The organism is Chromohalobacter sp. 296-RDG, assembly GCF_029889885.1.
Lineage (GTDB): Bacteria > Pseudomonadota > Gammaproteobacteria > Pseudomonadales > Halomonadaceae > Chromohalobacter.
On sequence record NZ_JARANY010000011.1, the window covers coordinates 45347 to 58441 of the forward strand.

Annotated in this window: 14 protein-coding genes; 8 read left to right on the forward strand and 6 right to left on the reverse strand. The window is 62.1% G+C overall.

All coding sequences use genetic code 11. From position 1 onward, the window contains the following. Positions 1-54: 54 nt before the first annotated feature. A complete protein-coding gene (locus OP495_RS06625) occupies positions 55-1362 on the forward strand; it encodes a glycosyltransferase (RefSeq protein ID WP_280563352.1) in 1308 nt (435 codons plus the stop codon). 14 nt (positions 1363-1376) lie between these two features. On the opposite strand, the gene OP495_RS06630 is transcribed toward OP495_RS06625, so the two are convergent. From OP495_RS06630 to OP495_RS06640, 3 genes are all read right to left on the reverse strand, one after another. Continuing rightward, entirely contained in the window at positions 1377-2057 is a 681-nt protein-coding gene (locus tag OP495_RS06630) for a TVP38/TMEM64 family protein (protein WP_280567997.1), read from the reverse strand. Positions 2058-2146: 89 nt separating this feature from the next. Continuing rightward, positions 2147-3091, reverse strand: a complete 945-nt coding sequence (locus tag OP495_RS06635) for an ABC transporter substrate-binding protein (protein WP_280563349.1) — start codon at positions 3089-3091, stop codon at positions 2147-2149. Further along, entirely contained in the window at positions 3091-4317 is a 1227-nt protein-coding gene (locus OP495_RS06640) for a TauD/TfdA family dioxygenase (protein WP_280567998.1), read from the reverse strand. The genes OP495_RS06635 and OP495_RS06640 overlap by 1 nt, the downstream gene beginning before the upstream one ends. Positions 4318-4473: 156 nt before the next feature. Here OP495_RS06640 and OP495_RS06645 point away from each other — a divergent pair, with 156 nt between their 5' ends. The 7 genes from OP495_RS06645 (at position 4474) to OP495_RS06675 (ending at position 11121) form a co-directional block, all read left to right on the forward strand. After that, positions 4474-5343 (forward strand): LysR family transcriptional regulator, encoded by an 870-nt coding sequence (locus OP495_RS06645; RefSeq protein ID WP_280563346.1) that lies wholly within the window; start codon positions 4474-4476, stop codon positions 5341-5343. A 46-nt stretch (positions 5344-5389) separates the two neighbouring features. Continuing rightward, complete coding sequence (locus OP495_RS06650) at positions 5390-5809, forward strand: hypothetical protein (protein WP_280567999.1); 420 nt, start codon at positions 5390-5392, stop codon at positions 5807-5809. Further along, positions 5796-7175: a nodulation protein NfeD gene (locus OP495_RS06655; RefSeq protein WP_280568001.1), complete on the forward strand. Its 1380-nt coding sequence runs from the start codon at positions 5796-5798 to the stop codon at positions 7173-7175. The genes OP495_RS06650 and OP495_RS06655 overlap by 14 nt, the downstream gene beginning before the upstream one ends. Positions 7176-7244: 69 nt before the next feature. Beyond that, the gene (locus OP495_RS06660; RefSeq protein WP_280568003.1) at positions 7245-8117 is read left to right on the forward strand and encodes a slipin family protein; all 873 of its coding nucleotides are present in this window, start codon (positions 7245-7247) and stop codon (positions 8115-8117) included. A 62-nt stretch (positions 8118-8179) separates the two neighbouring features. After that, entirely contained in the window at positions 8180-8317 is a 138-nt protein-coding gene (locus OP495_RS06665; RefSeq protein ID WP_280568004.1) for a hypothetical protein, read from the forward strand. A gap of 340 nt (positions 8318-8657) precedes the next feature. Then, positions 8658-10148 (forward strand): SulP family inorganic anion transporter, encoded by a 1491-nt coding sequence (locus OP495_RS06670; RefSeq protein ID WP_280568005.1) that lies wholly within the window; start codon positions 8658-8660, stop codon positions 10146-10148. A gap of 115 nt (positions 10149-10263) precedes the next feature. Then, positions 10264-11121, forward strand: a complete 858-nt coding sequence (locus OP495_RS06675; RefSeq protein WP_280568007.1) for a universal stress protein — start codon at positions 10264-10266, stop codon at positions 11119-11121. Between the two features lie 46 nt (positions 11122-11167). Here the strand turns inward: OP495_RS06675 and OP495_RS06680 are convergent, their stop codons facing one another. From OP495_RS06680 to OP495_RS06690, 3 genes are all read right to left on the reverse strand, one after another. Then, a complete protein-coding gene (locus OP495_RS06680) occupies positions 11168-11791 on the reverse strand; it encodes a hypothetical protein (protein WP_280568008.1) in 624 nt (207 codons plus the stop codon). A gap of 108 nt (positions 11792-11899) precedes the next feature. Continuing rightward, complete coding sequence (fabG, locus tag OP495_RS06685; RefSeq protein WP_280568010.1) at positions 11900-12625, reverse strand: 3-oxoacyl-ACP reductase FabG; 726 nt, start codon at positions 12623-12625, stop codon at positions 11900-11902. Further along, a complete protein-coding gene (locus tag OP495_RS06690; protein ID WP_280568012.1) occupies positions 12622-13095 on the reverse strand; it encodes a hypothetical protein in 474 nt (157 codons plus the stop codon). The genes fabG and OP495_RS06690 overlap by 4 nt, the downstream gene beginning before the upstream one ends.

Here is a 13095-nt window from a genome sequence, read left to right on the forward strand (position 1 = left end):
CTTGCGGCGGGCCAGGTCGGCGTCGCGCTTTCGAGGTCATAGGGAGTCGAGGGATTGAATATCCTGATGTTCACCAACACCTACTGTCCGACTGTGGGTGGAGTGAGTGAATCTGTTCAGCGTCTCAAGCGGTGCCTGCAGCATGCGGGGCACAGCGTGTTGGTCGTAGCGCCCAAACTGGACGGTCAGCCACGTTTCGAGCGCGATGTGGTGCGTGTGGTGGCCATGCAACGCTTTAACGGCAGCGATTTTTCTCTTCCCGTGCCGGTGCCCGGTCAACTCTACGAGGCCATCGAGGAATTCGAGCCCGATCTGGTGCATTCCCACCATCCCTTCCTGCTCGGCGATACCGCAGCACGCGTGGCGCAAACTTATGGCCTGCCGTTGGTCTTTACCCATCACACGCTATATGAGCACTACACGCACTACGTGCCCGGCGACTCGCCGCGCATGCAGCGTTTCGCTATCGCGTTATCCAGTGAATACACGCGATTATGCGATTCAGTGATCGCACCCAGCGAGAGTATCGCCGCGCTATTGGCCCAGCGGGGCGTTTTACCCGACAAAGTGCGCGTGATTCCCAGCGGCGTGGATACGCGCGCCTTTGCCCAAGGCGAAGGCGCGCGCTGGCGTCAGCGCTTTGGCATCCCCGAAGATGCGATGGTGATAGGGCACGTGGGGCGTCTGGCGATGGAGAAGAACCTCGGTTTTCTGGCCGCGGCGTTGTCGCGTTTCCTGGCGCGTCATCCCAAGGCTCGGGTATTGGTCGTTGGCGAGGGCGAAGCACGCACGGTGATGCATGACCATGCCGCCCGCGAGGGCGTAGCGGATCGTTTTCATTACACCGGCAAGTTGCACGACCAGGCCTTGATCGATGCCTACCATGCGATGGATACCTTTGCCTTCGCCTCGCACAGTGAAACCCAGGGCATGGTCGTCGCCGAAGCCATGGCGGCGGGCCTGCCGGTGGTGGCGGTCGATGCCAGTGGCGTGCGCGAAGTCCTGAGCGACGGCTTAAACGGCATCATGCTCCCCAGCGATGATGTCGAGACGTTCGCGAAAGCGCTGGAAACGCTTCAAGAACCTACCCTGCATGCCAGGTTACGCCAGGGAGCATTCGACAGCGCGCATAAGCTCGATGATCGACGCTGTGCTGAGCACTGCTTGGGCATCTATCGTCAGGTGCTCGAGGCCGAGGCGAGCGCGGCGGAGCGTGACGATGGTGCCTGGGAAAAGGTGCGCGGGCGTCTCGAAGGCGAGTGGCGCTTGCTGCGGCATCGCGGCCGAGTATTGCGTTCGGTGTTTCAAACCGTACCGGAACGCGACACGGTTCAGACTAAGGAAGAAATCCCCAGTAAGTGAGCGCTCACGGGGCGTTACACGCGCTTTCTACGCCGTTCGGCATAACGCTTGAGCCCCCACAAGATACCCACTGCGACGACGATGCCACTGGCGGCGATCAGCAATCCCTCGCGGCTTTCTGCGGTGACTAGCGACCCCAACTGACTCCCCAGTAAGGTGATGCCGAGCAGTCCCGGGGCGATCCCCAAGGTGGAGCCGAGCATGTAATCGCGAAAACGCAGGTGGCACGCCCCGGCCAGCATGTTGGTCAGGGTGAAGGGGGCCAAGGGCAGCAGGTTGAACAGCACCATGGTGCGTATGCCGCGTCCGGCAAGCAGTCGGGCGAGGCCGTTGAGCTTCTTGCCGCCGTGACGTAGCAGGGCGTCACGCCCTAGAGCCCGCCCCACCCAGTAAGTGGCGATCGACGCCGACAGCGTCCCCAGCATGGCATAGACGAAGCCCCAGGCGGGACCGAAGACCAAGCCGGTGGCGGCGACCAGTACGCTTAATGGAAAAACGACCAGGGAAGTGAGGGCATATATGCCCATGACGGCCAGTGGCGCCCAGGCGGCATCGCGCCATGACGCGGCATTTTGCAGCAGATGACGCAGCGCTTGCGGGGTCAGGATGTCGTGCATGGCGAGCCATTGCCAGAGCAGGCCACAGCCGAGCATGACACCGAGCAAGGTGAAGAGAATTCCGAGAGAACGAGACATGCGGGCCCTCTAAGCGTGAACTGCGCTCAGCATACGTGAGAGCCCGCACGGGGGGAACACGGCACTTCGCATGCCGTGTCGAACGCGGATCAGTCTTCCAGTGAAAGCGCTTCTTTCACCACCGGCCAGGCAGCATCGCCATCGGTGGTGGTCACGCCGTCGAGCATTTCCTTGACGCGATCCGGATGATCCTCGATCCAGGTCGTGGCCACGCTGCCGAACTCTTTCTCGTCAAGACCGAAGGCCTTGATCATCCAGCTTTGCTGCTCGGCGGTGAAGGTGAAGTTCTCGAAGAACGTCTTCAAGTTGGGGTGGCCGTCGGCGAAGTCCGAACTCATCAGGGTGAGTACCTGACTGGCGCCATTGCCCTCGCCGAACAGGTTCTTGCTGTCTTCCAGGTAGCGCATCGGCAGCTCGAGGTTCATCCAGTGCGGCGTCCAGCCGACCCACACGATGGGTTCCTCGCGTGAGATGGAGTCGCGCGCGGCGCTGAGCATACCGACGGTGCTGGTATCCACTAGTTGCCAGTCGCCGAGCCCCCAGGTGTCGTTGTCGATCGCCTTGTTGAGAATTTCGCTGGCAGCGGAACCGGCGCCGAAGCCATGGATCTTGCCGTCGAACATGTCGCGGTGCTCGTCGAGGTCCGCGAACGAGGTCACGCCTTGCTCGTACACGTAGTCGGGCACTGCCAGCGTCATTTGCGCGCCATCGACGTTGTTGACGATGCGCGTCACGCTTCCTTTATCTTCCATGGGCGTGAGCATCGGCTCTTGTGCCGGTAACCAGCCGCCGAGGAAGACATCCAGATCGCCGCTTTCCATGCCCTGATAGATGACCTGCAGGCCAACGTCATCGGTTTTTGATTCATAACCGAGGGGGGCCAGCAGTTGGCTGGCGATCTCGGTCTTGACGGTGATCCCAGGCCATGAGGGCACGCCGAAGCGCACTGTATCGGCCGCTTGGGCCGGCAGTGCCAGGCCGACACCGGCGGCTAGCGGTAGTCCGACGAGTAAGGGACGAAGCGAATGAGACATCAGGAAACTCCCGTTTCATTGGTGGATGTTGTCGGAGTAGCGGGCGCGGCGGTAGCAGCGTGGCGCGCCAACACGCGTAGATGCGATTCGAGGTGGTCGATATCCAGATAGGTGCCTTGCAGGTGACGGCGTCCGGTATTGGGGTCGAAGGCGCCACGACCGTGCAGCACGCGACGGTTGTCGAAAGCCACCATCTGTCCGGACTCGAGCGCGAAGTCGACGCGGAAGCGCGGCTCGCGAAGGCGTTGCCAGAAGATCAGGTACGCCTCGTACCAGGCGTCAGCCTCTTCCGGCGGTAGGCGTAGGGTGTCGCGAATCCAGTTGTTGAAGCGCACTTCGCGGATGCGGCCGGTGTCATCGACGTCGATGATCGGGGCGCGTACCGCGATGTCGCTATCCTCGTCCTGGAAGCGGAAATCGATGGGCGTATCGCGTAGACGCAGGAATGCCTCCGGAGCTTCATGACGCATCGCCTCGGCCACGGCGAAGCCATCGGCGAACAGTGATGCACCGCCCTCGGCTTCGTTTTCCAGGCAATACAGTAGTTGAATGTCCGGCGGATGGCGCCAGTTGGGAAGGTCGTTATGCAGCTCGAGACCTATGGCGGTATACGCCGCATTGTTGGGGTTTGGCTTGGACTGAACGTCGAAACGGCCCCCAAAGTTGGTGGCGCGCATCGGCCCGAACAGTTCGGTGATGCGTACGACTTCTTCGAGCTCGCGCGGGCCGTCATCGAGCAGGACCAGACCGTCGCGCAGCAGCGCGGTCAGCCATTTGCGGCGACCGTCGCTGCCGGCCATCATGTCGGCATGCGCCACATGGACGGGTGCAAAGCCTTCTTGCCATGCCTCGGCACGCGGGACGCCATCATCGGCCCGCGTTTCGGGACGACGTTGATGTAGCCACCCGCCATCAAAGCGCGATTCGTGATCGTCGGCCCAGCGCAGCACCAGGATCCCGTCTTCGACGCTGGCCTCGGGGTTGGCATTCAGGAAGTTTTCATCCTCGAGCGGCATGTAAAGACGCTCGCGCGTCATGGGATGGCGGCACGCAGTGCAGGCGCAGTGATCACGCAGCCAGCGGTAGCTGAAACGCGCGCTATCGGCGTTTTCCCAGGCCACCTCCAGTGCCTTGTCGCCGGGATGACAGGCACGTAGCGCGGGGCCTTGCGCATAAGGCGTGAGTTCACTCATTTCGACGGCGGGAGATTGGCTCTGGGACTGCATGTCGGCCTCTTGGTGTTGGGTCGTGCGAATCGGCCTCTAGCATGTCGCCTCATGGCGACATTAGACAAACGATGAATATTGGACCTAAGGCCAAGCTTTGCTAATGGGTGGCTTATTAACGATCATGGGCGGACATTCATCGCCGTCGAGTTCATCATGTCTCTGCCACCGATTCTGTGGATGCAAGCCTTCGAGGCGGCCGCGCGCACGCTGAGTTTCACCCAGGCCGGTCGTGAGCTTGGCGTGACGCAATCGGCCGTCAGCCAGCGAATCCGCCTGCTCGAGGATCGTCTCGGCCAGGCGCTGTTCGTGCGGCACCCGCGGAGCCTGTCGCTGACGCCGGCCGGACAGGCTTGGCTGCCGAGCATTCAGGAAGCCTTCACACGCATTGCTGAAGGTACCGCCGAGGTCTTCGGGCCGCATCCCGACGCGCCGGTCACGTTGCGTGCCACGCCTGCAGTACAGAACGGTTGGTTGGCCAACGAGCTGATGCGGTTCCATCATTGGCATCGCGATGTCACGGTCCGCTTGGTAAGTGCCGTATGGCCCGGTGACTTCGGCGCCGAGGGCGTGGACATGGAGATCCGCTACGGCCAGGGTGGCTGGGCCGACATGGAGTCGGTGCTGCTCAACGAAGAAGTCATGCTACCGGTGTGTTCGCCAGCCTTGGCCCGTGAGTTGCGAACGTCCGAAGACTTGGCCGGGCATACCCTCTTGCATGCCGCCGGCTTTGCGCTGGGCTGGCCGAGTTGGCTGGCGCTGGCCGGGTCCGAAGGGCTGGAAGCGCGTTGTGCTTCGTTCATTTGCGATACCCAGGTCGCCACACTGTCGTTGGCCGCACGTGGGGCGGGCATCGCCTTGACCCACCGGCGCCTCTTCGATGGTCGTGACGATCTGGTGGCGCCCTTTGAATTGTGCATGCCCACCGACGAGGCCTTCTGGTTGGTACGCCCACAGGCGCGGGTATTGCGGCCGGCATGCGAGGCATTATGGGAATGGTTGCGTGGTGCACGTGAACTAGACTGACGTAAACGGCTCCCTGACTGAGGCTGGCGAGCTCGAGGAGACGAACATGACGAGGTATCGGCACGCGGGTGACGCAATGCCTGCTGCAATGGGCATTGTCTTGCTGCTGGCGGTTGCGGGGATCACGACGGCCAGCGCGGAAGGCGTCAAGGTCTACGATCCCGATAGCGGGCGCTTGTTGCCGCTCGAGTCGCACCAGGTCGAACATGAAGGGAGACGCTACGACCGTGAGCGTCACGCCTGGCAGGGATGGCGTGAACACGGGTGGCGAGAAGGGCTTGATCGCGTCAGTGTGCACCCGTCGATCATCGTGCAGCCCAACGCGTCATCGTCGCCGGACGTCGAGGCGCGTTCTGCCACGTCCGAAGGTAGCCGCGTATGTCGTCGGGATGATGGCACCACTACCTGGTCCACGCGTCCCACGCCCTGTGCCTCGGCCTCGGAGAGTCGCGATGCTACGCCGTAATGACGGAGTCGCGATGCGCCGCTGCCTGATGTGGGCCTGCCTGGTACTCGCGGGTCTGGGATTGTCGTGGCTGGCGAGTGCGCAATCCGACGGGGGTGAAGCGCCCCACGGCGTGGTCCTGAGTATCGACGGCGGCATCGGCCCCGCCACCAGCGATTACTTTCAGCGTGGTCTCGAGCGTGCCGACGAGGCCGGCGCCTCGCTGGTGATTCTCGAGCTCGATACACCGGGCGGCCTGGAGGCCTCCATGCGAGACATGATCCGCGCGATGCTGGCCTCGCCGGTACCGGTGGTGAGCTATGTGACGCCCGCCGGGGCGCGTGCCGCCAGCGCCGGTACCTATCTGCTCTATGCCAGTCATATCGCCGCCATGACGCCATCGACACACCTCGGTTCGGCGACGCCGGTGCAGCTCGGCGGTGGCGGCGGTGAACCGACGGAAGGCGCGTCAGGGGAAGAAGAGACTCAAGAAGCATCGTCATCGGCGATGGAACGCAAGGTTCTCGAGGATGCGGTGGCCACGATTCGTTCGTTGGCCGAGCGTCATGGACGCAACGCCGAGTGGGCCGAACGCGCCGTGCGCGAGGCGGCCAATCTCACGGCCAGCGAGGCCCTGGAGGCCAACGTCGTCGATGTCGTGGCGAGCGATCTCGACGCCTTGCTTACCCAGATAGACGGGCGAAGCGTGGTCATGGAGAGCGGTGAGCGTACTCTATCTACACAGGGCATGACGCTCGATCGCCAGCCGCCGGATTGGCGCGCCCAGGTGCTGGCGTTCATCACCAATCCCAACGTCGCCTATTTCCTGATGATCATCGGCTTTTACGGGCTGATCTTCGAATTGCTGAGTCCGGGCACGCTATTTCCCGGCGTGATCGGCGCCATCAGCTTGGTATTGGCCATGTACGCCTTCCAGATGCTCTCGGTGGGGTATGCGGGCCTGGTACTGGTTTTCCTGGGCATGGCGCTGGTCGTGGCCGAAGCGTTCGTACCCAGCGTCGGCGTGCTGGGATTCGGCGGACTCGCAGCCTTCGTCGCCGGCTCGGTGATGCTGATGGATGACACGCATCAGGCGCTGGCATGGCCTCTGGTAGGCGGCGTGGCGCTAGTGGCTGTCGGCTTCCTGTTGTGGGTGGTTATGCGCTTCGTGGGGATGCGTCAGCGCCGTCCGCAGGGCGGTCAGGAGGAAATGATCGGCCAAGAGGCCACGGTGCTGGGGGACTTCCAGGAACAAGGCAAGGTGATGGTACACGGCGAGCGCTGGCAGGCGCGCTGTGCATCGCCCGTGGCACGCGGTCAGCGGGTGCGAGTCGTATCCAGCGAGGGCTTGACGCTGGTAGTCGAGCCAATGACGGCAACCCCTTAGTCGCCATGCGGTGCCTGGGGCACGCCATCATTTATCGAGAAACATCGTTTATCGAGAAGGAGTAACGCCATGTACGCGAGTTATGCCTATCTAGTGCCGATTGTTCTGGTCGTGCTGTTGCTGTTCGCGGCGATACGCATCTTGCCGGAGTACAAGCGTGGTGTGGTTTTCTTCCTGGGCCGCTTCCAGTCAGTGAAGGGACCGGGGCTGTTGCTGTTGATTCCAGCCATCCAGAAAATGCAGGTCGTCGATCTGCGCACCGTGACGCTGGACGTGCCTGAGCAGGACGTCATCTCGCAGGATAACGTTACCGTGCGCGTCAACGCAGTCCTCTACTTCCGCGTGGTCGATCCCGAGAAGGCCATCATCCAGGTCGAAAATTTCGGTGTCGCCACCAGCCAACTGGCGCAGACCACCTTGCGCTCGGTGCTCGGTAAGCACGACCTCGACGAGATGCTCTCCGAACGCGATCGTCTCAATAACGATATCCAGGAGATTCTCGACACTCAGACAGAGGCCTGGGGCATCAAGGTCGCCAATGTCGAGATCAAGCATGTCGACCTCGACGAGAGCATGATTCGCGCCATCGCCCGCCAGGCCGAGGCCGAGCGTGAACGGCGCGCCAAGGTGATCCATGCCGAGGGTGAGCTGCAGGCCTCGCACAAGCTGGTCGATGCCGCCGATGTCATGGCCAGCAATTCCGCGGCGCTGCAGTTGCGCTATCTGCAGACGCTCAGTGACATGAGCAACAAGAACGCCTCGACCATCGTCTTCCCGTTGCCGATGGACATCATGGACGCCTTCAAAAGTCAACTGAACAAGGCGGGTGCCGCGCCGACAGGCAACGATACCTCGGACCATGACTCGTCGGACCATGACTCGTCGGACACGTCGTCGAGCCGCTCCCCCTCTGGATTCGAGACGCCAGACAACGAAGCGTGACAGGCGCCTGTCAAATCGAGCGGTTAGAGTGGCGCCTGTTTTTTCACCAGGAGCCCGGCGCCATGCTCGCTGACAGCCGCCATCTGGCGATTTTCGATCTCGACGGCACCCTGCTCGACGGTGACTGCACCGGCCTGTGGATCGCCTGGCGCGTATCGCCGAGTTGCGTGGCTGGCCTCGATTCGACTGGCGCGAGGTAAGTCCGTCTACAACCAAAGGTGCAAATGCAGCGTCGAGTTGGTAGAATCCCGTCCTTTTCTGGGCACATGACGCCATGTGCCCACAACCGACCGTTCAAGGCCGATTCGATTTCATGAGCGCAACGCCGCCCTAGCGTTTTCCCTTTCCCCGGAGCGTTTCCCACGCTCTCCGCGGCCCCGATGGACGCACCATGCATCCGTCCGGGCCGTTTACGGCCGTCTTTTCGGTTCCCGTTGCATTCCCGACATCGGCATATCACACGATGCTCGTGTCCCGAATGAGCCGTCGCCAGGCGTGCCGAGTAAAACTTCTGACCTTTCTCATCGACTGGACACACGCATGTACGCATCGATCAAACAACGCTGGTTCTCGAACGTCCGATCGGACGTCTTGGCCGGCGCCGTGGTGGCGCTGGCCCTGATCCCGGAGGCGATCGCCTTCTCGATCATTGCCGGGGTCGACCCCAAGGTGGGGCTCTTCGCGTCCTTTTCCATGGCAGTGGTGATTTCCTTTACCGGTGGCCGCCCGGGGATGATCTCCGCCGCGACCGGCGCCATGGCGCTGCTCATGGTGACCCTGGTCAAGGAACATGGGCTCGAATATCTACTTGCCGCGACTTTGCTGACGGGGATGTTGCAGATCGTGGCCGGCTATCTGCGTCTGGGAGCGTTGATGCGTTTCGTTTCGCGCTCTGTGGTCACGGGCTTCGTCAATGCTCTGGCGATTTTGATCTTCATGGCGCAATTGCCGGAGTTGACCGATGTGACCTGGCACGTCTATGCCATGACCGCCGCCGGTCTGGGGATCATCTACCTGTTTCCCTACGTTCCGGTTATCGGACGTGCGTTGCCGTCACCGCTGGTGTGCATCATCGTGCTCACGGCAATCTACATGCTGGGCGATTTCTCCATGGTGCGCACCGTGGGCGATATGGGCGAGCTGCCGGATACGCTGCCGGTCTTCCTGTGGCCGGACGTGCCGCTCAATTTCGAAACACTGGCGATCATCTTCCCGTATTCCGCGGCACTGGCCGTGGTGGGCCTGCTCGAGTCGATGATGACGGCAACCATCGTCGACGAACTTACCGATACGCCTAGCGACAAGAACCGCGAGTGCAAGGGCCAGGGCGTTGCCAACATCGCCACTGGCTTCCTGGGCGGCATGGCGAGTTGCGCGATGATCGGACAGTCGGTTATCAACATTAAATCCGGGGGGCGTACCCGGCTTTCCACGCTGTGTGCCGGGGTCATTCTGCTGATTCTGGTGGTCTTCCTTGGCGATCTCGTCGCGCAGATTCCCATGGCAGCACTGGTGGCGGTGATGATCATGGTCTCCATCGGGACCTTCAGTTGGGAGTCGCTGCGCGATCTGCGCAAGCACCCGATGTCGACCAATATCGTCATGCTGGCGACGGTTATCGTCGTGGTCGCGACCCATAACCTGGCGATCGGCGTACTGGTGGGCGTGCTGCTGGCGTCGTTATTCTTTGCCAACAAGGTCGGACAGATCCTCTATGTAGGTAGCGAGATGAACGAGGAGAGTCAGACGCGTGTCTATCGTGTCGTCGGCCAGGTATTCTTCACCTCGGCGGATCGTTTCGTGGAGTCTTTCGACTTCAAGGAGACCGTGGAACGTGTCCATATCGACCTGACCCGTGCGCACTTCTGGGACATCACCGCCGTGGGCGCGCTCGACAAGGTGGTCATCAAGTTCCGCCGCGAGGGCACCGAGGTGGAGATCGTGGGGCTCAACGAGGCCAGCGCCACCCTGGTGGATCGATTCGCGGTGCACGACAAGCCCGACGCCGTGGAAAAGCTCATGGGCCACTAAGTGAGTCGCGGTCTACGCCTTAAGGTGAGACGACAAGTCTTCCCGAGGCTGAGTATCATGCAATCACTCCCATTGCGATGGGACCTGAATAAGATCATCACAAGGAGCCCGCCACATGAAAGCACCTCACGTCATGGCGTGTATCGATGGCTCGAACTATTCTGAAGCCGTGAGCGATGCCGCGGTCTGGGCGAGCCAGCGCATGGATGTACCGCTGTCCTTCGTGCATGTACTGGATCGCAATCAGGCACCGAGTCAGTTCGATCCGCGCGGCAACATCGGGCTCGGCTCGCGCGAGCATCTTCTCGAAGAGCTGGCCAGCCTGGATGAGCAACGTGGCAAGGTCGCGCAAGAGCACGGTCGCTTGATGTTGAGCGCCTCGCGTGAGCGCGCCGAGGGGGCTGGCATTGCCGAGGTCGAAACACGTCAGCGTAATGGCGAGCTGGTCGAGGCCTTGACCGAGATCGAAGAAGAAGCGCGGTTGATCGTGTTGGGCAAGCGCGGTGAATCGGCGGACGCCTCGCCGGAGCACATGGGTAGCAACCTCGAGCGCGTGATTCGTGGGCTGCATCGCCCGATTCTGGTGATTCCGGAGTCTTTCGCGACGCCGACACGCTATCTGATTGCTTTCGATGGCGGTCCAACGACGCGCAAGATGGTTGAATTGCTTTCGGAACGCCCGTTGCTACGCGACCTGGAATGCCATCTGGTGCTGGTGGGGGCGGATACCGACGAGCATCGCGAGCAACTCGCCTGGGCGGAGAAACAGCTAGCGCCGACCAGTAGCGCCGTGCATACGCACATTATCGCCGGCGAGGTCGAGAAGGTGCTATGCGACTATCGGCAGGAGCATGATATCGATTTGCTGGTCATGGGTGCCTACGGGCACTCGCGCATTCGCCAGTTCCTGGTGGGCAGTACCACTACGGCGATGATTCGCCGCGCCCAGGTACCGTTGCTGCTGTTGCGCTAAGCGCCGCCATACAAGGGCCAATGAGCCACAGGATATAAGGCGTCGGTCACGTCGATGGCGCCTCTTCTTCCTCGTGCTGGGTTGCCGCCGGCGGCTGGTGACTAAGAAACTCTCCCACGCGTTCCGGCTCGCTTTCGCCGACACGGCATAGCTGAACGGCGATCTCTGCGTACTGCATCAGCACCGGTACCAGCAGACGCTGCCGCTCGGCATTGTCGCCGGTAGCGTGTGCCTCGCCGTTGAACCACTCGAAGAGTCGTGCCAGACGCGCATAGTTGGGATCGCCGCGCCCGCTATTGCCGCGCAGGGCATCGATGGACAGGCAGCGCAGCACGTTGCGCTTGTTGGGATCCAGTCCCTCTTTTTCCAGCAAGCGTTCGGCATGTTGCATGAAATGCTCGGCCAGTAATGCCGTGGTCTGCGTACGCCCATGGTGAGACAAGGCTTCGAGGCTATCGTGCAGGGCACGCTGCTGCTGGGAAAGCTGCTGCCACAGCGCCATGCCCAGCAGGGCCAAAATCGCCAGCGCACCCAGCGCAAGCACGAACGCACCCAGGGGAATCAGCGCCGAGGGCGGAAGCGGCCAGGCGAGGTCGGTAGCCGACAGCAGCACACCCCCCAGCAGGGCGATGGCGAGGAGTATGGCAATCATCAGAGTCAAGCGTTTCATCGATTCGTATCCATTGCCTCAAGCGTATGCCTCATTATCGGCTTCGTCGCGCCAAGCTTGATGGTGGCAAGTGACCTCCTCCCCAGAGGGTGTTTACAAAATAGCCTCTCAGCACATGCCGCCATTCACCGGCAACACCTGACGCGTTATATAAGCCGCATCCTTTGAGCATAGAAAGCTCACCGCGCCGGCGATGTCTTCGACCTGGCCGGTGCGTCGCATGGGGATCAGCTTGAGCACTTCTTCCTGGGATAGGTGATGCGTCATATCGGTGTCGATCCACCCAGGGGCGACGCAGTTGACGGTGATATGGCGCTTGGCCAGTTCGATGGCCAGTGCCTTGGTGGCGCCGATGATCCCCGCCTTGGCGGCGCTATAATTGACCTGGCCGCGATTGCCGATGAGTCCCGACATCGAGGCGATGGTGACGATGCGTCCCGGCTTGCGGCGCTGGATCATCGGCATGACCAGCGGATGCAGCACGTTGTAGAAACCGTCGAGATTGGTATGTACCACGCTGTCCCAATCGTCGCCGGTAAGCGCGGGGAACGGGTTGTCGGCGGTGATGCCGGCGTTGCAGACCACGCTGAAATAAGTGCCATGGGCCTCGATGTCCGCTTCGAGGAGCGCGCGTGCCTGATCGCGGTCGGCCACGTCGAAACACACGAGGCGCGCCTCGCGGCCCAGCGCGCGAATTTCCTCGGCGACGCGCTCGGCGTCCTGCTCGCGCGAGCGGTAATGAAGGACGATATCGAAGCCGTCGTGCGCGAGGCGCAGGGCGGTGGCGCGACCGATGCCACGGCTGGCACCGGTCACCAGGATGGTGTCGGTCATCGAGCGTTTTGCCTTTCTGCAGGGGAAGAAGAAGTGTCCGGCGTCGGCTGGAAGATGCTCAGGCGTCCCTCGGCCAGGCGCTGGCCCGCTGCCGTTGAGAGAGTGCCGGCGAAGGCACGCACGCCGTTGTCGGCGACGAATTCCCGTGTCACCTGGATATGCACCGGCTCGCCGAGGGAAAAGTTATCCACATGGGCATGATAGCGCCGGCTGGCAATCAAGAAACCGGGCGGTGGCGGTGCGCCGTCGATATGCGCCCAGACCCCGGCCCAGGCGGCGACGCCCTGGGCCATCCATTCGAGGCCGACCCATGCGGGAATCGCGCCGTCCTCGACGAAAAGATCGCTGTCCCCGGGCGTGATCTCGATGGTGGCGCCTTCGGCATCGTAATCCAGCAGCGTGTCGAGCAGACACATCGCGCCGTCATGAGGGACGAACGGCCTTACCTCACAGGGAAGCTGAAGGTGCAT